We start from the raw sequence: 22,476 nt of genomic DNA on the forward strand, positions 1-22,476 counted from the left end.
GGTTGAGGCTCCGTTAACTGTGTCGTCAAGAAACGGCAGAAAGGGCTCAGCCGAGCGCCTTCAGCGCCGAGCGCCCGGCATAGATCGCCTGCGGGCCCAGCTCCTGCTCGATGCGCAGCAGCTGGTTGTACTTGGCGGTACGGTCGGAGCGCGCCAGCGAGCCGGTCTTGATCTGCCCGCAATTGGTGGCCACCGCGAGGTCGGCGATGGTCGAATCCTCGGTCTCGCCCGAGCGGTGCGACATCACCGCGGTATAGCCGGCCTTGTGGGCCATCTCGACCGCGTTCAGCGTCTCGGTGAGCGAGCCGATCTGGTTGACCTTCACCAGGATCGAGTTGCCGACGCCCTGCTTGATGCCGGCCGAGAGGCGCTTCACATTGGTGACGAACAGATCGTCGCCCACCAGCTGGCACTTGGAGCCGATGGTGTCGGTGAGCAGCTTCCAACCCTCCCAGTCGTCCTCGGCCATGCCGTCCTCGATGGTGACGATGGGATAGCGGGCGACGAGATCGGCGAGATACTTCACCTGGGTCTCGATGTCGCGCACGACACCTTCGCCCTCATAGTCGTACTTGCCGTTCTTGAAGAACTCGGTCGAGGCGCAGTCGAGGCCGATATAGACGTCCTCGCCCGGCTTGTAGCCGGCGGTCTCGATGGCCTTCACCACGAAGGCGAGCGCGGCATCCGCCGACGGCAAATTGGGGGCGAAGCCGCCCTCGTCGCCGACATTGGTGTTGTGGCCGGCATCCTTCAGCGCCTTCTTCAGCGTGTGGAAGATCTCGGCGCCGGTGCGCAGGCCTTCCGCGAAGGTCGGGGCGCCGACCGGCAGGATCATGAATTCCTGGAAGTCGATCGGGTTGTCGGCATGGGCGCCGCCATTGATGATGTTCATCATCGGCACCGGCAGGGTGCGGGCGTTGACGCCGCCAACATAGCGGTAGAGCGGCAGGTCGCGCGCATCGGCGGCCGCCTTGGCCAGGGCGAGCGACACGCCGAGGATGGCGTTGGCGCCGAGGCGGGCCTTGTTCGGGGTGCCGTCGAGCTCGATCAGGATCTGGTCGATCGCCGGCTGGTCCTCGGCGTCCATGCCGCCGATGGCGTCGAAGATCTCGCCGTTGACGGCGTCGACCGCCTTCTCCACGCCCTTGCCGAGATAGCGACCCTTGTCGCCGTCGCGCAGCTCGACCGCCTCATGGGCGCCGGTCGAGGCACCCGACGGCACCGCCGCACGGCCCTTGGAACCATCTTCCAGGATCACATCGACCTCGACGGTCGGGTTCCCGCGGCTGTCCAGAATTTCGCGGCCGATAATGTCGACAATGGCAGTCATTCGCTTCCCCAATTCGTCATGGTGAGCAGTATCGCAGGCGGTGCCTTTGGCGCTTCTACCGCCTCGCCATGACATGGGAAAGAGGACACGTGCGAAAGAAGACATGTGAAGGCGCCCACGCTAAACAACCGTCCGGGCGGGGGCGAGGAGAAAGACCATGACCGACGAGACACTGCAGCTCGGCCGCGCCACCGTGTGGCCGGCCTCGCCGGAAGAGGCGGTGCTCGACCGCGTTCCCAACCCGCAGGCCGACACGCTCTATGTCGCCCGCTTCACCTGTCCCGAGTTCACCTCGCTCTGCCCGGTGACCGGGCAGCCGGACTTCGCGCATCTGGTCATCGACTACGTGCCGGACGGCTGGCTGGTCGAATCGAAGTCGCTGAAGCTCTATCTCGCCAGCTTCCGCAACCATGGCGCCTTTCACGAGGACTGCACGGTGGCGGTGGGGCGGCGGCTGCACGACCTGCTCAAGCCGCACTGGCTGCGCATCGGCGGCTACTGGTACCCGCGCGGCGGCATCCCGATCGACGTGTTCTGGCAGAGCGGCGCGCCGCCGAAGGACATCTGGCTGCCCGACCAGGGCGTGCCGCCCTATCGCGGGCGCGGCTAGGCTCCCTCCCCGCTTGCCCCGCCCCCGGCCCGACAGGACGGGCGGCGGTCCCGATGGCTCGCCGTCCTCATGGAGCGGCCGCCGGCTCGAATGAAGGAGCGCTCCGTGCCGACATCCTTCGCGGTGGTGATCACCAACTACAATTACGGCCGCTTCGTCCTGGAGGCGGTCGCCAGCGCGCTCGCCCAGACCCGCCCGCCCGAGCGGGTGATCGTCATCGATGACGGCTCCACCGACGATTCGGCCATGCGGCTGCGGCAGGCGTATGCGAGCGATCCGCGCGTCGAATTGATCTTCTCGGCCAATCGCGGCCAGCTGGCCGGCTTCGCCAACGGCGCGGCGCGGGCGGGCACCGACGTGGTGTGCTTCCTCGACGCCGACGACCTGTGGGAGCCGGACTACCTGGCCCGGCTGGGCCGGCTCTACGATGCCCGCCCCGACGTCGATTTCGTCTTCTCCGACCTGCGCCAATTCGGCCAGTCGGAAGGATCGGAGGCGTTCGGCCCCGGGGAGGAGGACCTCGGCTACACGGCCGTGATGACCTATCTGACGGCGGCCTGGTACGGGGCTTCCACCTCGGCACTGTCGATGCGGCTCTACTGGGCGCGGCGCTGCACCGATTTCCCCGAGCCGTTCCTGCATATGTGGCGGCTCTGCGCCGATGCCTGCGTGCTGCTCTCGGCGAGCGTCTATGGCGCGCGCAAATATTATTTGCCGACCAACAATGTGCGCTACCGCGTGCACGGCGCCAATGGCTGGTACGGCAACCGGACCGCCGCCTCGGATTATCGCGAATCCCTCGCCAAGCGCGCGACGGTGAATTACTGCGCTCGGCTGGTCGGCATCGACGCCAATTGCGCGGTGACGCTGGCGCTGGAATACGCCACCAAGCCGGCACCATCCATCGGCGAGACGGTCCGCTACCGCGATGTCATGGAGCAACTGGCGCGAGATCCTGCCTCGCTTCATCCGTTGCAGAACCTGCCGGCACCGCGGCACGAGCCGAGGCTGCCGGGCGAAGCCTCCCTTGCCCGCCACCCGGAACAAGCGGTGGCACCTCCGGCGCCGGTCGCGCGGCCGGAGCTGCCGCACCCCTTCATAACCATCGGGCGGCGCTCACCCTGGCGCCACCCGCGTCGCTACCTGCGCGACATATTGCGCGTCATGCTGCAGAAGCCGAACTTCTGACGCGCCAGGCTCGTCTCTCCGCCGTCACTCCACGGTGACGGACTTGGCGAGGTTGCGGGGCTGGTCGACGTCGGTGCCCATCTGCACCGCCGTGTGATAGGCGATCAGCTGGATCGGGATCGCATAGACCAGCGGCGCGATCAGCGGGTTCATCTCCGGCAGCACCAGCGTCGCTTCGGTCTCGATGCCGGCCTCGGCGGCGCCGCGCGCATCGGTCAGCAGCACGATGCGCCCGCCGCGCGCCGCGACTTCCTGCATGTTCGACATGGTCTTGTCGAACACCTGGTCGTGCGGGGCGATCACCACCACCGGCATCTTCTCGTCGATCAGCGCGATCGGGCCGTGCTTCAGCTCGCCGGCGGCATAGCCCTCGGCATGGATGTAGCTGATCTCCTTCAGCTTCAACGCGCCTTCGAGCGCCAGCGGATAGGCGGTCGAGCGGCCGAGATAGAGCACGTCCTGCGACTTGGCGAAGGAGCGGGCCAGCAACTCGATCTGCGGGCCGAGCCGCAGCGCCTCGTTCATCAGCCTGGGCACCTCGACCAGCGCCCGCACCAGCTCGCGCTCACGCTCGGGCGACAGCACGCCGCGCGCCCGGCCCGCCGCCACCGCGATGGCGGCCAGCGTCGCCAGCTGGCAGGTAAAGGCCTTGGTGGAGGCGACGCCGATCTCCGGGCCGGCGAGGGTCGGCATCACCGCATCGCTCTCGCGGGCGATGGTGGAGGTCGGCACATTGACCACCGCCATCACCTTCTGCCCCTCCTGCTTCGCGTAGCGCAGCGAGGCCAGGGTGTCGGCGGTCTCGCCGGACTGGGAGATGACGATGGCGAGGCCGTTCTTCGGCAGCGGCGCCTCGCGGTAGCGGAACTCGGAGGCGACGTCGATCTCCACCGGCAGCCGGGCGAAATGCTCGAACCAGTACTTGGCGATCAGCCCGGCATAGTAGGCGGTGCCGCAGGCGGCGATGGAGATGCGATCGAGATTGGTGAAGTCGAACGGCAGGTCGGCTTCCAGCTGCACCGTCTCGGCGGCGAGGTCGAGATAATGCGCCAGCGTGTGGGAGACGACCTCGGGCTGCTCGTGCATCTCCTTGGCCATGAAGTGGCGGTGATTGCCCTTCTCGACCAGGAAGGCGGAGGCGGTGGAGCGCTGGATCGGGCGCATCACCACGTCATTGGCGGCGTTGTGGATCTCGGCGCGGCCGCGATGCAGCACCGCCCAGTCGCCATCGTCGAGATAGCAGATGGTGTCGGTGAACGGGGCGAGCGCGATGGCGTCGGAGCCGAGATACATCTCGCCCTTGCCGTAGCCGATGGCGAGCGGCGAGCCCTTGCGGGCGCCGATCAGGAGGTCGTCCTCGCCGTCGAACATGAAGGCGAGCGCGAAGGCACCCTTGAGGCGCGGCAGCGAGGCGGCGACCGCCGCTTCCGGCCCGGCGCCGCTGCGCAGCTCGCGGGTGACGAGATGAGCGACGACCTCGGTGTCGGTCTCGCTCTCGAAATTGGCGCCGTCGCGCAGCAGCTCCTCGCGCAGCTCGCGGTAGTTCTCGATGATGCCGTTGTGCACCACCGCCACCTGCGTCGTGGCGTGCGGATGGGCGTTGGCGACGCTCGGCCGGCCATGGGTGGCCCAGCGCGTGTGGCCGATGCCGACCTGGCCGGCGAGCGGCGCCTGGGCGAGTTCGGTTTCGAGGTTGCGCAGCTTGCCCTGGGCGCGGCGGCGGGTGAGGCGCCCCTGCTCCAGCGTCGCGATACCGGCGGAATCGTAGCCGCGATATTCGAGACGCTTCAGCGAATCGACGAGCCGGTCGGCCACCGGAGCGGTACCGAGGATGCCAATGATGCCACACATGGCGCAGACCTTTCGCGCGAACCAGCACAGGAACTTACCGGCACGGGTTTAACCGGGTGTCACCGCACTGCAAAAATCAATTCGGATGACGATTCTTATCTCAACTCTCCGGGGCGGCTTTCCGGATCGCCTGAAGACGCTCACGCAGACGTGCGGCAAGGCCCGGCTTGTTGACCTGCCGGGCCCGGCCGATGGCCAGCGCGTCGGCCGGCACGTCGTCGGTGATGACCGAGCCGGTGCCGACATAGGCGCCGTCGCCGATGGTCACCGGAGCCACCATCAGGCTGTTGGTGCCGATGAAGGCGTTGGCGCCGATCACCGTGCGGTGCTTGTTGAAGCCGTCATAATTGCAGGTGATGGAGCCGGCGCCGATATTGGTACCCTCGCCGACGGTGGAATCGCCGACATAGGACAGGTGGTTGACCTTCACCCCCGGTGCGAGGTCGGCGTTCTTGATCTCGACGAAATTGCCGATGTGCACCCCCTGCCCCAGCGCGGCGCCGGGGCGCAGGCGCGCGAAGGGACCGGCCGAGACGCCGGTGGCCAGCGTCGCGCCCTCGAGGTGGCTGAAGGCGCGGATGACGACGCCGTCCGCCACCGCGACGCCGGGGCCGAACACCACGTTCGGCTCCACGACGACATCGCGGCCAAGCGTCGTGTCGGCGCTGAAGAACACGGTTTCCGGCGCGACGAGCGTCGCGCCGCCGTCCATCGCCGCGCGGCGCAGCCGCTGCTGGATCACCGCCTCGGCCTCGGCGAGCTGGGCGCGGGTGTTGACGCCGGCGACCTCGCCGGCCTCCGCCACCCACACCGCCGCCGGGCGGCCGCGGGCGATCACCGATTCCACCGCGTCGGTGAGGTAGTACTCGCCCTTGGCGTTGGCATTGCCGATGCCCGACAGCACCCCCAGCGCCAGCGCGCCGTCGAGCGCCATCAGCCCGGCATTGCACAGGCCGATGGTCTTCTCCGCCGCGCTGGCGTCCTTTTCCTCGCGGATGGCGACGAGATCGTCGCCTTGGGTGATCAGCCGGCCATAGCCGGTGGGGTCGGCGGGGCGGAAGCCGAGCACCGCGAGGCCGGCGCCCTCGGCCAGCGGCGCGCGCAGCGCCTCAAGCGTCTGCGGCCGCACCAGCGGCGTGTCGCCATACATGATGAGGATATCGTCATAGCCGCGCTCCAGCGCCTCGCGGGCGGCGAGCACGGCATGGGCGGTGCCGAGGCGCTCGCGCTGCACGAAGACGCTTGCCTCCGGAGCCAGGCGGCGCGCCTCGGCCGCCACCTGATCGTGATCGGGGCCGATGACCACGGCGATCTCGGCGGCGCCGGCCGCCTTGGCGGTCTCCAGCACATGGCCGACCATGCTGCGCCCGGCGACCTTGTGCATCACCTTGGGCAGCGCCGACTTCATGCGCGTGCCTTCTCCGGCGGCGAGGATGATGACGAGCAGGCGGCGCATGCGCATTTTCTCCGAGAGGGCGGGCGCCCGTGTTTACCGCAGCGCGGCGGCTGCCGGAAAGACGCTGCCGGAAAGACTGGGAAATTCCGGCCGTTGAATGGCGGCGCCCGCCGTGGCATCCAAGGGGCTTCTGCGACACGCCGATGTGAGGAGCCGACCATGAGCCAGCGCAACTTCCTGCCGGGTGCCCGCGCCTGGAACGTCATTCTGGTGCTCGGCGGCTTCGCGCTCGGCTGGGCGATCTACATGCGCTACGCACTGGTCGAGCAGTCGGCGGTCGGGCTGGCCTGCCTCGGTGTCGAGACCGGCACCTGCACGGTGCGGCGGACGGTGATCGAGCTGTTCAGCTATTCCGCCTTCGGCATCGCCGCGCTGGCGACCTCGGTGGTGCAGCTGATCCGCCCGTCCGTGCCGATGTTCACCATCGCCGCCATGGCCACCGGCGTCGGGCTGGTGATGTACAACAACAACCTGGCCAGCGTGGCGGCCGGCCTGCTGCTCATCTCGTTTGCGCGGCCGTGGCAAGGCGCCAGAGGCTGAGCGCCATCACCACCAATAGCGCGCCGGTCCACAGCCCCTGCCAGTTGGCCAGCGTCTCGTTGAAGACGATGTAGAGGCCGCTGCCGAGGAAGATCGCAGCGGTGATCTTCTCCGCCGCCGACGCCTCGGCGGTGACGCGCGGGGCCGCCGCCAGCGCGTAGAAGGCGAAGGCCATGATGACCGGCGTGAGGCCGGCGAACTGGAAGTCCTTGTAGCGCGGGTCGAACACCAGCCCGAGCGCCACATGGACGATCAGCACCACCGAGGCGGCGAGCAGGATCGCCATCACCCGCTCCACCGGCGCGGCGGCGCGGCGCGACACGCCGTCGAGCACCTGGGTCAGCACCGCCGCCCTCGCCTGCCGGCCGACCGCGAAGGCGGCGGCGAGCGGGACGAGGACCGCCAGAGCGAGGATGGAGCCGCCACGGATCCAGCCGCCGACGCCGAGGCTCTCGACCGGCACGGAGACGAAGGCGCGGCCGACGGTCAGCCCGGCGAACAGCCCGATGCCGGACACCGCCAGCCAGCGGCGGGTGTCCATGCCCTGCACGCGGCCGCCAAAGGCGCCGGCGACGAACACGCCCAGCGCCAGCAGCACGCCGATGAGCGCCTGGCGCAGCCAGTAGGGATGATCGGACACCGCCTCGCCCCAGCCGAACTTGAAGTCGCGCGTATAGGCGTCGAGGAAGCCCCAATGGCCGCCGACCGTGCCCTCGGAGGCGCGCTTCCACGGCTGGTCGAACGCCTCGATGACGTTGATGCGGTAGCCCTTGTCCTTGGCGAGCGCCAGCAGTTCCTGGATCACCATCGCCTGGTTGGAGGGCGACGGCAGCGCGCCCTCGCGCATGCGCCCCTCGCTCGGCCAGCCGGTCTCGCCGATCAGGATGTCCTTGCCGGCGAACACCTTGCCGACATGCTCGCGGATCTCGCCGATATGCGCGGCCGACTTGTCGGCGGCGACCGGCACATCCTCCCAGAACGGCAGGATGTGCACGGTGACGAAGTCGACATATTGCGCGAGGTCGCGGTTGCGCTCCCAGAACTCCCAGACATCGGCATAGGTGACGGGCACCGGCACCTTCGACTTCACTTCGCGGATCAGCGCCGCCATGCCGGTGGGCGACTGCTCGCCGCGCAGCAGCACCTCATTGCCGACGATGACGGCGTCGATGACGTCCGGATTCTCCTGTGCCGCCTTCACCGCCGCGTCGATCTCGACGCGGTTCTTCTCTTCGTTACGGCCGATCCAGATGCCCTGCAGCACCTTCAGCCCGTGCTTGCGCGCCATCGCCGGCACCACGTCCAGCCCCATCTCGGTGGAATAGGTGCGCACGCAATGGGTGATCTTCGCCAGCCGGGCGAAATCGTCGTCGATCTGCTCGGGTGGGATGACCAGCCCCTCGATGAAGGGCGACTGGCCGGGCCGGAACGGCGCGTAGGACACGCAGGGCATCTTCTCCCCCGCCGCCAGCGGCGTGGCCGGCATGGGCACCGGCTGGCCGAGCCAGGCCCAGACGGCGACGATCACCGCGCAGACGACGGCGGCGAGCGGGAGGGCGATGCGCATGCGGGAGGTCTCCGGCGGGATGGAATGCGGCACCGGCTGGGGTAGCCGCGCAACATGGTGAGCGCAAGGGGGCACAGGGCGGGGGCGCAGGGCGGCCGGAAGCAGGACGGCAAATCGCGGCGTCGATATGGCCGCCCCGCACCGGGCGGCGTATCGGCCAGCGCTGCGGTGCGACATCGCGGCGGTATGGGGAGGCGCCGCGCCGGGTTTAATTGTCCGGTGAGTACATTTACGCACAACAAGGCAGCAACGACGCCGCGATGCTGACAAATTCGGCAGCTTCACCTAGTGTCTTCGAGCCCGTTTGGTTTCCTCTCGCGTGTGACGAATTCCTCCATGTTGTGCTCCGTACGCCCCTTCGCCGCCGCCCTGTTCGGCGGCCTTCTCCTCACGGCCGCCGTCAACGCTCCGGCCTTCGCGCAGAACAGCGCGTCCGAGCAGAAGCCGGCCGAGCAGCAATCCCCGGAAGACCAGGCCAAGGAGGCCCAGCGCCGGTCGATCGAGGAATATAACGAGGCGGCCAAGCTGCCTGGCAATGCCGGCCTGCCGGAATGCGTGTGGAGCGGCCGGCGCATCGCCCTGCTGCTGTGGCGCGACGATGTCGACACCGCCAAGCGCCACATGGAACTCTATGAGCGCTTCGGCTGCCCCACCGAGCACCTGAAGATCGCCTTCCGCTGCCTCGTGCGGCAGGGCAACATCGACCCCAAGGCGCAGGAGCGGCTGTCCGAGCGCGTCCATGCCTGCTGGGTCAACCCGGACTCGACCCCGGCGGCGCCGACGGCGCCTGCGGCGGCACCGGCCGCACAGTGATTTGGGACAGCGCATTTTACCCAAATGAATTCATGACGCGGCCCCAGCCGCGACACGCCGCCGCCACAGACGGGAACGATCTTTCCGTCGACGCGTTTTAAGCAAGCCGCAGGCACGACTCGCATTTTTTGCGATGCAGGCATGCGGATGCTGCAAAAGCGTTAGAATTAAATTATATATCGCCCCAATACCTCTCCAAAGCTGGTGGTTAGTCCATGCGTCCCGCTGTTCGTGTCGCTGCCGCTGCGATTGCGGTAGTCACGTCCGTGCATGCTTTCATGTGGCTCGCGATGCGTTCGGAGGCGACCGCCCCGGCGATCCCCGACCGTTTGGCCAGCATGTCCTTCGCGCCCTATGGACGCGATGCGAACCCGGACAAGGGGCAACCCACCACCGAGGCCCAGATCCGCTCCGACGTGGAAGCGGTGGCGCCCTACACCAAGGCGGTGCGTACCTACGCTTCCACCGGTGGCCTGGAGAACGTCGCCCGCCTCGCCAACGAGAAGGGGCTGAAGACGACCGTCGGCGCGTGGCTCGACAATAACGAGGACCGCAACGCCCGCGAGATCACCAATGCCGTCGAGGCGGCGAAGAAGAATTCCAACGTCGTCGGCATCGTGGTCGGCAACGAGTCGATCCTGCGCGCCGAGCGCACCCCCGAGCAGCTGATCGACACCATCCGCCGCGTGAAGCGCGAGGTGAACGTACCCGTCACCACCGGCGAGACCTGGGACGTCTGGCTCGAGCATCCCGAGCTGGTGTCGGCCGTCGACTACATCGCCGCCCACATCCTGCCCTATTGGGAAGGCGTGCCGGCCGACCAGGTGGTCGACCGCACCATCGGCATCTACAACCGCCTCCGCGCCGCCTATCCCGGCAAGCGCATCGTCATCGCCGAGTTCGGCTGGCCGAGCGCCGGCTACAACCGCGACGCTGCGGTGCCCGGCGAACTAGTCCAGGCGCGGGTGATCCGCGACTTCGCCGCCCGCGCCGACGCGCTCGGCATCGACTACAACCTCATCGAGGCCTTCGACGCGCCGTGGAAGAGCTTCGAGGGCTCGGTCGGCCAGTACTGGGGCATGCTCGATGCCGACCGGCATCTGAAGTTCCCGCTGTCCGGCCCGATCACCCCCTCGACCTACAGCGCTACCGCCGCCATCGCGCTGCTGTTCGGCATCGCCTTCTCGCTGCCGCTGTTCCGCTTTGCCCGCCTGACCTTTACCCAGGCGGCGGTGATGGCCGGCGCCGCGAACCTCGTCGGCGCCTGGATCGCCACCGTCACCGACCACTGGCTGACGCACTACGTCATCGGCGGCAACAAGATCACCTTCGTAGTGTCGGTCGTGCTGCTGGTACCGCTGGTCGTGGTCATGCTGTACCGGGTCGAGGAACTGGCGACCATCGCCTTCGGCCGCCGCCCGCGCCGGCTGATCGAGAATGCCAACGGCCCGATGCCGGCCCGCACGCCCAAGGTGTCGATCCACATCCCGGCCTATAAAGAGCCGCCGGAGATGCTGAAGCAGACGCTCGACGGCATCGCCCGGCTCGACTGGCCGAACTATGAGTGCCTCGTCATCATCAACAATACGCCCGACCCGGCCTTCTGGGAGCCGATCGAGGCCTATTGCCAGCAGCTCGGCGAGCGCTTCAAGTTCATCAACCTGCCCAAGGTCGCGGGCTTCAAGGCCGGCGCGCTGCGCGTCGCCATGGAACAGACCGCGCCGGATGCCGAGATCATCGGCGTGATCGATGCCGACTACGTGGTCTCGCCCAACTGGCTGCGCGACCTCGTGCCGACCTTCGAGGACCCGACGGTGGGCATCGTGCAGGCGCCGCAGGACCATCGCGACGCCCGTCGCAGCCTGCTGAACGAGGCGATGAACACCGAATATGCCGGCTTCTTCGACATCGGCATGGTCCAGCGCAACGAGCACGACGCCATCGTGGTGCACGGCACCATGTGCCTGATCCGCCGCGCCGCCATGGTGGAGGCCGGCGACTGGTCGAGCGACACGATCTGCGAGGACACCGATCTCGGCCTCTCGATCGTCGAACGCGGCTGGAAGAGCCACTACACCAATGTGCGCTATGGCTGGGGCCTGCTGCCGGACGACTTCGCCTCGTTCAAGAAGCAGCGCCACCGCTGGGCCTATGGCGGCATGCAGATCATCAAGAAGCACTGGCGCCGCATGCTGCCCAATGGCGGGACCCGCCTGACCACGGCTCAGCGTCGCGAGTTCTCCATCGGCTGGGTCAGCTGGCTCGGCGCCGAGAGCATCGGTGCGCTGGTGGCGATCCTGTCGCTGCTCTGGGCGCCGGTGGTGTTCGCTCTCGGCATCGCCGTGCCGCAGCGCATCCTGACCATCCCGATCGTGTTCTGCTTCGGCATCTATGTGCTGCATTTCTGCGCCCTCTACCGGCTGCGGGTGGCGACCACGCCGCTGCGCATGATCGGCGCGGCCTTCGCGGCGATGGCGGTGCAGTTTACCGTGGCCAAGGCGGTCTTTGACGGGTTCCGCTACAAGGACCTCGCCTTCGCCCGCACCGCCAAGGGCTCCTGGCTGTCCGGCGCCGCCCGCGCCTTCCCGGCGCTGCCTGAGGCGGTGATCGGCGGCGGGCTGCTGCTCAGCGCCATCGCCCTGCGCATGACCAACTGGCACGCGGTGGTGGAGGTCGATCTGTTCGCCCTCGCTTTGGCGATCCAGGCGCTGCCCTTCCTCGCCGCCGCCTTTATCGGCTGGCTGGAAGGCTCGAAGTACAACGAGTTCGCCACCTGGGCGGCGCTGCGCTCTCGCGCCGCTGCCCTGCTGCCGGGCCGCGCCGCCCAGCCGCTGCCGGTGGGCGTGACGGTCAACCGTTCCGCGGGCGACCTGCCGCCGGCCGGCCCGCAGATGTGAGGTCGGGCGGCCCGGCTTGATGGCCCGGCCGCTCTTATTCGAGATGCCGACCGAACGCCGGTCCCTCGCGGGGCCGGCGTTTCTGTTTTGAGCTATGCCTCGGGGGCCCCTGACGGAGATGCTATGGCGGCCCGGCGGTTCGACCGCTGGAAGCTGATGGCCCGGTGAAGCGGTGTCGCTCGGCGGCCGGCAGGTCGCTGATGCCGAGGGGCTCGCAGTCCGAAGGGCCGCCGAGCTATTGCGCGGGCCTTCGGATGGCCCAGCGCTTCACGGCAGGGTTTCAGCCAGGATCGCCCATTGCCCGTGACGCTCGACCAGCGCTTCGCGGGTGCTCGCGCGGGTCTCCACCACCTCCAGCGGGCTCGCATAGCCGGCCATCGCGGCGTCGAGCGAGCGCACCCAGATATAGGGGATGGTCCGGTCGACGAGGTCATCGAGACCGGGATGCGCATAGTCGCCGCGCATGAAGGCGAGGGTGCAGAGGATGAGGTGGCCGCTGCCGCCCTTCAACCCGATGCAGCCGGAATCGTCGGTTTCGATCACGTCGAAGCCGAGGCCGATATAGAGCCGGCGGGGCGCGTCGAGGTCGCGGCAGATGGTGAGCGGCGTGACGCGGCGGACCGGGCCGTCCGGAGCGACCAGCGCCGCTTCCGACAGCGACAAAGCGAGAGCCAGCGCGGCGAGCGATGTGGGTGTCGCCGCGTCGCCCCTCTCGAGGCGCTGGATGGTCCGCACGCTGAGGCGGCTGATCGCCGCCAGCTGGTCCTGCGACCAGCCGCGCTTGCGGCGTTCCGATCTCAGTCGGGCACGGTCGAGGCGAAGCAGCATGGCGCGAGTCTCCGGGAAGCCAGGCAAGCCTAGCGGCGGAATGTGCCGCCGGCCACGACAGCCACCCGTCACGGAAGCCGTGCCGGGGAAACGTACCGGAAAGGACTGCCTGCCCGCCCCTCGCCCGACGGCTCTGTAGCGGGCGAGGCGCCGCCCTACCCTTCGACGGTCGCCCGGCGGCGCATGAAAAAGGCCCGGAGCATGCCCCGGGCCTTTTCCGCTTTCGACAGTCGCGCGGACATTCCGCCCGGCCGCTTACTCGGCGGCGCGGGCAACATCCGGCGCGGTCGCTTCAGCCACCAGCGCATCCAGCGCCTCGTCCAGCGACAGCGTCGTCTGGTTGGGCGAGCCGAGGCGGCGAATGGAGACGGTGCGCTCCGCCGCCTCCTTGCGCCCGACGACGATCAGCGCCGGCACCTTGGCCAGCGAGTGCTCGCGGACCTTGTAGTTGATCTTCTCATTGCGCAGGTCGCTCTCGACGCGCAGGCCACGCTTCTTAGCCAGCGCGAGAATCTCCTGCGCGTAGTCGTCGCCCTCGGAGGTGATGGTCGCCACCACCGCCTGCACCGGCGCCAGCCAGAGCGGGAAATGCCCGGCGAAATGCTCGATCAGGATGCCGGTGAAGCGCTCCATCGAGCCGCAAATGGCGCGGTGGATCATCACCGGCGTCTTCTTGCCGCCGTCGGCGTCGACATAGAAGGCGCCGAAGCGCTCCGGCAGGTTGAAGTCCACCTGCGTGGTGCCGCACTGCCATTCGCGGCCGATGGCGTCACGCAGGGTGTACTCGAACTTCGGACCGTAGAAGGCGCCCTCGCCCGGCAGGATGCCGGTCTTGATCTTGCCGCCGGATTCCGCCTCGATCTGCGTGAGCACCCGGCCCATCACATCCTCGGCGTGGTCCCACACCGCGTCGGAGCCGACGCGCTTCTCCGGCCGGGTGGAGAGCTTCACCACGATCTCCTCGAAGCCGAAATCGGCATAGGTCGAGAGGATGAGATCGTTGATCTTCAGGCACTCCGCCGCCATCTGCTCCTCGGTGCAGAAGATGTGGGCGTCATCCTGGGTGAAGCCGCGCACCCGCATCAGTCCGTGCAGCGCGCCGGACGGCTCATAGCGATGCACCGCGCCGAATTCGGCAAGCCGCATCGGCAGATCGCGGTAGGACTTCAGGCCGTGCTTGAAGATCTGCACGTGGCCGGGGCAGTTCATCGGCTTCAGGGCGTAGACGCGGTCATTGTCCTCGGTGTCGCCGGCCGGATGCACCTTGAACATGTTGTCCTTGTACCAGCCCCAGTGGCCGGAGGTCTCCCACAGCGACTTGTCGAGCACCTGCGGGGCGTTGACCTCGTCATAGTCGGCCTTCAGCCGCCGGCGCATATAGGCGACGAGGTTCTGGAACAGGCTCCAGCCCTTGGGGTGCCAGAAGACGACGCCCGGCCCCTCCTCCTGGAAGTGGAACAGGTCCATCTCCCGGCCGAGGCGGCGATGGTCGCGCTTCTCCGCTTCCTCCAGCTGGTGGAGATAGGCGGCCATCTCCTCGTCGGTGCGCCAGGCGGTGGCGTAGATGCGGGTCAGCATCGGGTTCTTGGCGTCGCCGCGCCAATAGGCGCCGGCCACCTTCATCAGCTTGAAGGAGTTGCCGATCTTGCCGACGCTCGGCATGTGCGGGCCGCGGCAGAGGTCGAACCACTCGCCCTGCTTGTAGATCTTGATCTTCTGGTCCGCCGGGATGGCGTCGACCAGCTCGACCTTGAACGCCTCGCCCTTCTCGCCGAAGACGCGCTTCGCCTCGTCGCGGTCCCACACCTCCTTGGTGAAGGGGGCGTCGCGCGCGATGATCTCGCGCATCTTCTTCTCGATGGCCGGGAAATCCTCCGGCGAGAACGGCTCGTTGCGGAAGAAATCGTAATAGAAGCCGTTCTCGATCACCGGGCCGATGGTGACCTGCGTGCCCGGCCACAGCGCCTGCACCGCCTCGGCCAGCACATGGGCGGCGTCGTGGCGGATGAGTTCGAGCGCATCCGGACTCTCGCGGGTGACGAGCTCGAATTTCGCGTCGGCGGCGATGGGATCGGAAAGGTCGGTCAGCACGCCGTCGAGCTTCATCGCCAGCGACTTCTTGGCGAGCGACTTGGCGATGGAGGCGGCGACCTCGGCGCCGGTGGTGCCGGCGGCATATTCACGCACGGCGCCATCGGGGAAGGTGAGATGGATCATGGTCTTTTCTCCTGCCCACTCCTGCGAACCACGCAGGTAGGCTGTTCTCAGTGATGTGACCGGCGGGCCGTCGCCCGCCCGCGCGAACGGAGGACGATCTAGCTCTTCGTCCAGAAAGAAGGCGCCCGCGCGTAGCGCCACGGCATATACCACACGGCTTTCGGCGGCAATTCGACCGGCACGGCCTCGAAGCCGGAGCCGCCCCAGGGATGGCAGCGGCAGATGCGCCCGGCCGCCATCCAGCCGCCCGCCCAGGCGCCGTGACGGGAGATCGCCTGATCGGCGAATTCCGAGCAGGTCGGCAGATAGCGGCATTGCCGCCCCATGAAGGCGGAGAGCGAATAACGGTAGACGAGGATCGGCACCCTCAACAGATAGGACGGGATCAAAAGCACATATCGAATCATGACGCCTGGTAAGACTTCCCATACGTTCGCGATGACCATAGGTCATCTTACTATTATTTGAATCGACACACCGGCGTCATGAACTGCCGGCTTATCTGACAGCAGCTGCTCTGACCTTTGCGGAGTTTTCCCATGCGCCGACTCGCCTTTTCTCCCCTGCTCCTCGTGCTTTTCGTCGCCGTCCCGGCCCTCGCGGATGGCGGCAACTATATCACCCACGAGCAGCTCGACCTGACCAAGGTGCTGGCGCCGCCGCCGGCGCAGGATTCGCCGACCACCACGGCGGAAATCGGCCAATTGCTTCTCATCCAGCAGGTTCGCACGCCGGATCAGGCCGCCGCCGCGCAGGCCGACGCCACCGAGGACGTGTTCCGCTTCGCCAACGTTATGGGTCCGGACTTCACGGCGGACAAGCTGCCGGTCGCCAAGGCCTTCTTCGCCCGTGTCGCCGAGGACGAAGGCTACATCGTCGATCCGGCCAAGGATGTCTGGAAGCGCCCCCGCCCGCATATCTTCGATCCGCGCGTTAAGCCGGTGGTGCCGCTGTCCAAGAGCGGCGCCTATCCGAGCGGCCATGCCAGCTTCGCATATCTCACCGCGGTGGTACTCGCCAATATGGTGCCGGAGAAGCAGGCCGAGATCTTCGCGCGCGCCGCCGACTATGCGCATAACCGCGTGATCGGCGGCATTCACTATGCGAGCGATATCGACGCCGGCCGTATCGCCGGCACGCTGATCGCCTCGCAGGAACTGCGGAACGCCAAATTCCAGGAAGACTTCGCGGCAGCGCGCGCGGAAGTCCGCCGCGTGCTCGGCTATGGCGGCTGAACAGCGACCTGTCCCGTCGCGATAGATCGCGGACGGGAACCACGTACCGGGCGGCGCATTGAGGAGGGGCACGGCGCCGAAAGGCGCCTCCCCGAGGAGCCCGCCATGATCTTCGCCGCCCGGATTGCCACCTTCCCTGCCCGCTTCTTGGGCCTGTCGCTGCTCCTCGCGAGCCTCGGACCGCTGCCGGCCGCCGCCCAGAACGCGCCGGCACCGCCATCCACGGCGCCCGGCCCGGTCGCGCCCGCCCTGCCCGCGCCATCCGGCCCGGCCGGCGGCACCCAGCCGGCGCCCTCGGCCGCGACCTCGCCCGATGTCGACCCCGGCATGCAGCGCGTCGCCGCCTGCAAGGAGAAGGCGCTGGGCCGGCTGAAGGCCGCCTCGCCCTCCGTCGACGACATCTATCTCGATGTCGACGGCCTCACCATCGCCTCGACCAAGGATGGCCGGATCGGCGACACGCCGGTGAGCGGGGTTATCATGGGCGAAGCCTATATCCAGCGCGACCGCAAGGACGAGCCGAACCGATTCCTGTGCCTCACCGGCGCCAAGGGCGAGGTGCTGTTCACCTTCTTCACAGTGCGATGAAGGCCCTACTCCGCCGCCTCGGCGGCCTGCCGCGCCTCGATCTGGCCGATGGCGTCGACCACGGCGTCGAAGGTCAGCAGGGTGGAGGCGTGGCGCGCCTTGTAGTCGCGCACCGGCTCCAGCACTGCCAGCTCGGCCCAGCGCCCGTCCGGCGGCGGGCCGTTCTCCTTCAGCATGCGGCGCATCGCCTCGCGGACCTCGCGCAGTTCGTCGGCGGTCGCCCCGACCACATGGTCGGCCATGATGGACGACGACGCCTGGCCGAGCGCGCAGGCGCGCACCTCATGGGCGAAATCGATGACGATCCCGTCCTTCATGGCGAGGTCGATGGTGACGGTGGAACCGCAAAGTTTCGAATGCGCGGTTGCAGTGGCATCGGGTGCGTCGAGCCGGCCGAGCCGTGGTATATCGGCGGCAAGTTCGAGGATGCGGCGATTATAGACGTCGTTGATCATGAGGGCGCCCATCCGGCGGGAGCAGCATAGCGTAATGGTTGGTTGCGACGCGGCATGTGTCCCTTATATAGGAATGCGGGACTGTGGCGGAAGAAGCCCCGGTCCCGTTCGAGCCTCTGCGCGGCAGGCGGAGCAGCCGGTCTTCCGGCCGGTCCTTCACCCGCATGGCGACAAAACCGGTGACACCCCGGCGCCCGGTTACCAATGCGCCGTCGAACGGAGTTCGTCATGGATGCCGTGCTGAATGCTCTGATGCGTAGTGCCAAGAACGAAAGCGGGAGCCCTGTCGAGGTCACCCAGACGACCGCCCCGCAGAAGCCCAGCCGCGAGGAAGCCGAAGCGGCGGTGCGCACCCTGATCGCCTGGGCCGGCGACAACCCAGACCGCGAGGGGCTGGTCGACACGCCCAAGCGCGTGGTGCGGGCCTATGAGGAGCTCTACAAGGGCTACGCCACGCCGCTGGAGAACGTGCTCGACCGCACCTTCGGCGAGATCGGCAATTTCGACGACATGGTCGTCGTGCGCGACATCGTGTTCTATTCGCATTGCGAGCACCACATGGTGCCGTTCATGGGCAAGGCGCATGTCGCCTATTTCCCGGTGGAACGCGTGGTCGGGCTGTCCAAGATCGCCCGCGTGGTCGACATGTATGCCCGCCGCCTGCAGACGCAGGAACACATGACCTCGCAGATCATCACCGCGCTCGACGAGACGCTGAAGCCGCGCGGCGTCGCCATCCTCATCGAAGCCGAGCACATGTGCATGGCGATGCGCGGCATCCAGAAGCCGGGCGCCTCCACCGTCACCATGCAGTTCACCGGCGTGTTCCGCGACGACCCGCAGGAGCAGGTGCGCTTCATGAACCTGATCCGCGGCGCGCGGTCGTGAGCGATGCCGCTGGCTGGTTCGCTCCCGCCGGCGACAAGCTGGCGGTGGAAGAAGGCGACCGCCTGAGCCCGAAATTCGATGCCGACGGCCTCGTTACCGCCGTGGCGGTCGATGCCGGCGACGGCGAGGTGCTGATGCTCGCGCATATGAACGCGCAGGCGCTGGCGCTGACTATCGAGACCGGCTTCGCGCATTATTACAGCCGCTCGCGCCGCAAGCTTTGGAAGAAGGGCGAGGAGAGCGGCCACCTGCAGAGGGTGGTGGAGCTCCGGATCGACTGCGACCAGGACGCCGTGCTGATGCGCGTCGAGATGGCCGGCAGCGGCGCCGCCTGCCACACCGGGCATCGCTCCTGCTTCTTCCGCTCGGTGCCGCTGGGCGCGCCGCCCTCGCCGGAGCTGAAGCTGACGGTGAATGACGGCGGCAAGCTGTTCGACCCGCAGCAGGTCTACGGCACGCCGGGCAAGACCGACACGCCGCGCTTCTAAAGGGCGGCGGAGGCGCACGAGATCTCCCGCCGGACATTCGGGGCGCCGGGTCATCCGAAAACCTGTCGGCGCACCAGACGGAGCGCGCACGCGGTTCCCTGGCGTGCCCGCCAATCAGGTTTCCCGGCCTTCCCCACAATGCCGCGAGCAAGGAGCCTCATCCGCCGTCCTGCGGCGGCGGTGAGACGACGGCGCCCTATGCAACACAGGGCGCCTTGCGCGATACCGCCTCAGGTCGAGAGGATGTATTCCCGCATCGCCGAACTCTCGCGCTCGAATTCCGCGAGGCGGTGCTTCACCACGTCGCCGATCGAGACGAGGCCGATCAGCTTGCCGCCCTGCACCACCGGCATGTGGCGGAAGCGACCGGCGGTCATCTGCTCCATGAGCTGCGGCACCGTCTCGTTGGTGTCGCAGGTGACCACCTTGGTGGTCATCACCGTCTCCAACGCATCGTCCAGCCGCTCCGCCCCCTCGAGGCCGATCACCCGCACCACGTCGCGCTCCGACAGGATGCCGATCACCCGCCGCTCGCGGTCCGTCACCACCAGGGCGCCGATGCGCCGCTGGGACATCAACACGGCGGCCTCGCGCAGCGAGGCGGTCGGGTCGATGGTCTCAACGCTGTAACCCTTCTCGTCCAAAATAGACCGCACGGTCATGGCTTGCCTCCTTCCCGGTGGGCACCATCCGCCATGGTGATGCTCCGCTTGTCGGGCGGATCGTTTGATCGTCCGCCGGTTGCGGAACGCGCCGTGGCGTCGGCACGTTCCGTTGCGACAGATGATCGACCCGATCGGGCCGGACGGCAATAGGGTTGCTGAAACTCGCAGGAAATGTGCGGACCGGAGAGGACCGGCGGTGCCGTCGCCCTCAGTCGGCGTAGCGGCGGTCGGCCGGGGTACGCCGCACCGGATCGAACAGCGGGAAGGCCAGCAGCCCGGCAAGGAAGCCGCCGATATGCGCCTCCCAGGCGACCGCGCCGGACGCGATGCCGCTCGGCGCGCCGAGCCCGAAGGCGAGGTTGATGGCGAACCACACCGCCACGAAGCTGATCACCCGCCGGTCGCGCAGCACCCGCATCAGCGGAGGAGCCGGCAGCAGCACGGCGTGCTGCATGGCATCCGGGCGCCAGGCGGAATAGCCATCGGTCGCGAACATGAAGCGCAGCGCCGCCGCCATGCAGCCCGAGACGGCGGCGGAGGCGCCGATCATCGGCACCGGCTCGCCGGCGTGAGTGAGCAGATGCAGCCCCGCCCCGGCCGCAGCGGTGAACAGGAAGAAGGCGAGGAAGCGCGCCATCCCGAAGCGACGGGCTACCGGCGAGCCGAAGGCCAGCAGCCACAGCGTGTTGACGCCCACATGCATGAAATCGGCATGCAGGAAGGCATAGGTGACGAACGTCCACACATCCGCCCCGGTGCCGCCGGGCAGCACGCCATCGGCGAACACCGTCGGATCGAAGCGGGCCGGGATGAAGGCGAACAGAGCGAGGATGTCGATGTCCGTCGCCTCGCCCACCACGCTGCGCAAGGCCTGGATGGCGACGAGCACCACCGCCAGACCGACGATCACCGGCGGCACGTTGAAGATGGGCTGGTGCCGGGGATCGGCATGTCGGGTCGGGTCAAGCACGCCGATGACATAGGCGTCCCGTCCCGACTCGGCAAGCGGAACGCGCCGCCCGCGTGCCCGGCAGACGTAAATAAAATGCGAGCTGCAATGGTTAACGAGCAATAGAAAACCCGTTAACATTCCCTCGCCGCAGTCGTTACGAATTCCACGTGGCGCTTAGATCAAGATCAAAATCTCTCTGCCATGATGTGATCATGGACAGGGAAATGGAGTTCGCGATGTTGAAGAGCCTCACGGGGGCCCTGGTCGCGGTGGCGATGGCGGTGCTGGTTGTTCCCGCCGAGACGGCGCGGGCCAGCGAGGCGGTGGCGATGCTCTCGCCCTTCGCCGCCAACATGGCAGTGAGCGGCTCGACCTCGACGCCGATCGGCTATGCGCAGTTCTGCGAGGCCATGCCGGCCGAATGCGGCGGCGGCAACGGGCGCGCCGGCCGGGTCGTCGTCAACGAAGCGGAATTCCACCAGCTCAAGCAGGTGAATGACGAGGTCAATCGCCGCATCCAGCCGATGACCGACATCGACCATTATGGCGAGGTCGAGCGCTGGACCTATGCCGAGGACGGCTATGGCGACTGCGAGGAATACGTTCTGGTGAAACGCCGCGAGCTGATCCGCCTCGGCTGGCCGCCGGAGACGCTGCTGATCACCGTGGTGCGCGACAAGAAGAACGCCGGCCACGCCGTGCTCACCGTGGTGAGCGACCGTGGCGACCTGATCCTCGACAATCAGGAAGCGCCGATCCTGCTGTGGCATGAGACCGGCTATCGCTTCGTGAAGCGGCAGGCGCAGGGCAACCCGGATCGCTGGGTCTCGCTGGGCGACGTGCTGGCGCCGGCGACCGTCGGCCGCGCCAAGTGAGCGACGTGGGGCGAACGACGCGGGGAAGAGGCGGGCAATCCCTGTCGCCCCTCTCTTCCCGCCGGCCCACCCTGCTCCCGGCTCGCCTGCGCGGATGGTTGACGTCTTCTGAACAGGCGCCGATTATTTACCTAATAAAAACGCTCCCGACCGATTGGCGGGAGCGTTTTTGCTTAATCGACGCTTACGATATCTTGCCCGCGAAGGGCCGCGCTTCAATCGATGCGCTTCAGACCTTCGGCGAAGCGGCGCCAGTTGCGCACATAATGCGCGGAGGTACGGCCGATGCGCTCCACCCATTCCGGCCCGAGCTCGCGGATCGCCTTGGCCGGAGCACCGACGATGAGCGAATTGTCGGGGAATTCCTTGCCCTCTGTGATCAGCGCTCCCGCCCCGACGAGGCAGTTGCGGCCGATGCGGGCGCCGTTGAGGATGGTGGCGCCCATGCCGACGAGGCTGTTGGCGCCGATGGTGCAGCCATGCAGCATCGCCTTGTGGCCGATGGTGCAGTCCTCGCCGATGGTCATCGGGAAGCCGGGATCGGTGTGCAGGACGCACAGTTCCTGGATGTTCACCCGGGCGCCGATGGAGACCCGCTCATTATCGCCGCGAATGACGGAGCCGAACCAGACGCTCGCCTCGTCGCCGAGCCCGATGTTGCCGATCACGGCGGCGTCGGGAGCGATCCAGAACCGCCCGAGGGCGGGCAGGTCCGGCTGGATGCCGTCAAGCGCGTAGACCGGCATCGATCAATCCTCGAGGTCGGTGTCGAGGATTGCCATCTGGAAATTATAGGACAGGTCGCCGTCTTCCTTGTCCTCGAACATCACGCCGATGAACTCGTCGCCGATATAGACCTCGGCCGAATCCTTCTTCTTCGGGCGCGCGACGACCTTGATCTGCGCGTTGTTGAACAGCCGGCGCATATAGGTCTGAACGCGCTCGAGATCTTTCTTTTCCAAAACCGTGCTCCCACGAAGTGTGTCAGGCCGCAGCCACGTCCCGGAGCCTTGCCACGGCCCGGCGCGCGGCG

At 67.6% G+C, this 22,476-nt stretch carries 22 protein-coding genes; 10 read left to right on the forward strand and 12 right to left on the reverse strand.

The genetic code is table 11. The features are described 5' to 3' along the window. Nucleotides 1-46: 46 nt before the first annotated feature. On the reverse strand, nucleotides 47-1,330 hold the full coding sequence (gene eno, locus KHC28_RS17760; RefSeq protein ID WP_214009661.1) for a phosphopyruvate hydratase: 1,284 nt from the start codon (nucleotides 1,328-1,330) through the stop codon (nucleotides 47-49). A gap of 157 nt (nucleotides 1,331-1,487) precedes the next feature. Between eno and queF the strand changes: the two genes are divergently transcribed. Both queF and KHC28_RS17770 read left to right on the forward strand, forming a co-directional pair. After that, nucleotides 1,488-1,940, forward strand: a complete 453-nt coding sequence (gene queF, locus KHC28_RS17765; RefSeq protein WP_214009662.1) for a preQ(1) synthase — start codon at nucleotides 1,488-1,490, stop codon at nucleotides 1,938-1,940. A 105-nt stretch (nucleotides 1,941-2,045) separates the two neighbouring features. Further along, complete coding sequence (locus KHC28_RS17770) at nucleotides 2,046-3,128, forward strand: glycosyltransferase family 2 protein (protein WP_214009663.1); 1,083 nt, start codon at nucleotides 2,046-2,048, stop codon at nucleotides 3,126-3,128. Between the two features lie 24 nt (nucleotides 3,129-3,152). On the opposite strand, the gene glmS is transcribed toward KHC28_RS17770, so the two are convergent. Then, nucleotides 3,153-4,979 carry a glutamine--fructose-6-phosphate transaminase (isomerizing) gene (gene glmS, locus KHC28_RS17775; RefSeq protein WP_214009664.1) on the reverse strand — a complete coding sequence of 609 codons (1,827 nt, stop codon included), beginning with the start codon at nucleotides 4,977-4,979 and terminating at the stop codon, nucleotides 3,153-3,155. A gap of 100 nt (nucleotides 4,980-5,079) precedes the next feature. Then, complete coding sequence (gene glmU, locus KHC28_RS17780; RefSeq protein ID WP_214009665.1) at nucleotides 5,080-6,441, reverse strand: bifunctional UDP-N-acetylglucosamine diphosphorylase/glucosamine-1-phosphate N-acetyltransferase GlmU; 1,362 nt, start codon at nucleotides 6,439-6,441, stop codon at nucleotides 5,080-5,082. Between the two features lie 153 nt (nucleotides 6,442-6,594). On the opposite strand from glmU, the gene KHC28_RS17785 reads away from it, so the two are divergent. Beyond that, a complete protein-coding gene (locus tag KHC28_RS17785; RefSeq protein WP_214009666.1) occupies nucleotides 6,595-6,975 on the forward strand; it encodes a hypothetical protein in 381 nt (126 codons plus the stop codon). Here KHC28_RS17785 and KHC28_RS17790 read toward each other — a convergent pair. Further along, complete coding sequence (locus KHC28_RS17790; protein ID WP_214009667.1) at nucleotides 6,935-8,542, reverse strand: glycoside hydrolase family 17 protein; 1,608 nt, start codon at nucleotides 8,540-8,542, stop codon at nucleotides 6,935-6,937. The two genes, KHC28_RS17785 and KHC28_RS17790, sit on opposite strands and share 41 nt — an antisense overlap. Before the next feature lie 336 nt (nucleotides 8,543-8,878). On the opposite strand from KHC28_RS17790, the gene KHC28_RS17795 reads away from it, so the two are divergent. Both KHC28_RS17795 and KHC28_RS17800 read left to right on the forward strand, forming a co-directional pair. Further along, entirely contained in the window at nucleotides 8,879-9,355 is a 477-nt protein-coding gene (locus tag KHC28_RS17795) for a hypothetical protein (protein WP_214009668.1), read from the forward strand. 278 nt (nucleotides 9,356-9,633) lie between these two features. Then, nucleotides 9,634-12,252, forward strand: coding sequence for a glycosyltransferase (locus KHC28_RS17800; protein ID WP_246564935.1), 2,619 nt, complete (start codon nucleotides 9,634-9,636; stop codon nucleotides 12,250-12,252). 267 nt (nucleotides 12,253-12,519) lie between these two features. Here KHC28_RS17800 and KHC28_RS17805 read toward each other — a convergent pair whose 3' ends face one another. The 3 genes from KHC28_RS17805 to yidD form a co-directional block, all read right to left on the reverse strand. Beyond that, nucleotides 12,520-13,080 carry a helix-turn-helix domain-containing protein gene (locus KHC28_RS17805; protein WP_214009670.1) on the reverse strand — a complete coding sequence of 187 codons (561 nt, stop codon included), beginning with the start codon at nucleotides 13,078-13,080 and terminating at the stop codon, nucleotides 12,520-12,522. A gap of 255 nt (nucleotides 13,081-13,335) precedes the next feature. Continuing rightward, complete coding sequence (thrS, locus tag KHC28_RS17810) at nucleotides 13,336-15,297, reverse strand: threonine--tRNA ligase (protein WP_214009671.1); 1,962 nt, start codon at nucleotides 15,295-15,297, stop codon at nucleotides 13,336-13,338. A gap of 98 nt (nucleotides 15,298-15,395) precedes the next feature. After that, the gene (gene yidD, locus KHC28_RS17815; RefSeq protein ID WP_246564936.1) at nucleotides 15,396-15,704 is read right to left on the reverse strand and encodes a membrane protein insertion efficiency factor YidD; all 309 of its coding nucleotides are present in this window, start codon (nucleotides 15,702-15,704) and stop codon (nucleotides 15,396-15,398) included. A gap of 132 nt (nucleotides 15,705-15,836) precedes the next feature. On the opposite strand from yidD, the gene KHC28_RS17820 reads away from it, so the two are divergent. Together KHC28_RS17820 and KHC28_RS17825 are read left to right on the forward strand one after the other, a co-directional pair. Further along, on the forward strand, nucleotides 15,837-16,532 hold the full coding sequence (locus KHC28_RS17820; RefSeq protein WP_214009672.1) for an acid phosphatase: 696 nt from the start codon (nucleotides 15,837-15,839) through the stop codon (nucleotides 16,530-16,532). A gap of 105 nt (nucleotides 16,533-16,637) precedes the next feature. Beyond that, the gene (locus tag KHC28_RS17825) at nucleotides 16,638-17,120 is read left to right on the forward strand and encodes a hypothetical protein (protein WP_246564937.1); all 483 of its coding nucleotides are present in this window, start codon (nucleotides 16,638-16,640) and stop codon (nucleotides 17,118-17,120) included. Nucleotides 17,121-17,125: 5 nt separating this feature from the next. Here KHC28_RS17825 and KHC28_RS17830 read toward each other — a convergent pair whose 3' ends face one another. Beyond that, nucleotides 17,126-17,575, reverse strand: a complete 450-nt coding sequence (locus tag KHC28_RS17830) for an iron-sulfur cluster assembly scaffold protein (RefSeq protein ID WP_214009673.1) — start codon at nucleotides 17,573-17,575, stop codon at nucleotides 17,126-17,128. A gap of 228 nt (nucleotides 17,576-17,803) precedes the next feature. Between KHC28_RS17830 and folE the strand changes: the two genes are divergently transcribed. Then, entirely contained in the window at nucleotides 17,804-18,463 is a 660-nt protein-coding gene (folE, locus tag KHC28_RS17835; protein ID WP_214009674.1) for a GTP cyclohydrolase I FolE, read from the forward strand. Beyond that, entirely contained in the window at nucleotides 18,460-18,951 is a 492-nt protein-coding gene (hisI, locus tag KHC28_RS17840) for a phosphoribosyl-AMP cyclohydrolase (RefSeq protein WP_214009675.1), read from the forward strand. The genes folE and hisI overlap by 4 nt, the downstream gene beginning before the upstream one ends. Before the next feature lie 230 nt (nucleotides 18,952-19,181). On the opposite strand, the gene KHC28_RS17845 is transcribed toward hisI, so the two are convergent. Then, nucleotides 19,182-19,613 (reverse strand): CBS domain-containing protein, encoded by a 432-nt coding sequence (locus tag KHC28_RS17845; protein WP_214009676.1) that lies wholly within the window; start codon nucleotides 19,611-19,613, stop codon nucleotides 19,182-19,184. Nucleotides 19,614-19,824: 211 nt separating this feature from the next. After that, entirely contained in the window at nucleotides 19,825-20,586 is a 762-nt protein-coding gene (locus tag KHC28_RS17850) for a rhomboid family intramembrane serine protease (protein WP_312893239.1), read from the reverse strand. 218 nt (nucleotides 20,587-20,804) lie between these two features. Here KHC28_RS17850 and KHC28_RS17855 point away from each other — a divergent pair, with 218 nt between their 5' ends. Next, a complete protein-coding gene (locus tag KHC28_RS17855) occupies nucleotides 20,805-21,443 on the forward strand; it encodes a transglutaminase-like cysteine peptidase (protein WP_246564939.1) in 639 nt (212 codons plus the stop codon). A 215-nt stretch (nucleotides 21,444-21,658) separates the two neighbouring features. Here the strand turns inward: KHC28_RS17855 and KHC28_RS17860 are convergent, their stop codons facing one another. After that, nucleotides 21,659-22,189 carry a gamma carbonic anhydrase family protein gene (locus KHC28_RS17860; RefSeq protein ID WP_214009679.1) on the reverse strand — a complete coding sequence of 177 codons (531 nt, stop codon included), beginning with the start codon at nucleotides 22,187-22,189 and terminating at the stop codon, nucleotides 21,659-21,661. Between the two features lie 3 nt (nucleotides 22,190-22,192). Beyond that, on the reverse strand, nucleotides 22,193-22,405 hold the full coding sequence (locus tag KHC28_RS17865; RefSeq protein WP_214009680.1) for a DUF3126 family protein: 213 nt from the start codon (nucleotides 22,403-22,405) through the stop codon (nucleotides 22,193-22,195). Between the last annotated feature and the right edge of the window lie 71 nt (nucleotides 22,406-22,476).

This window comes from Ancylobacter sonchi (assembly GCF_018390695.1).
GTDB lineage: Bacteria > Pseudomonadota > Alphaproteobacteria > Rhizobiales > Xanthobacteraceae > Ancylobacter > Ancylobacter sonchi.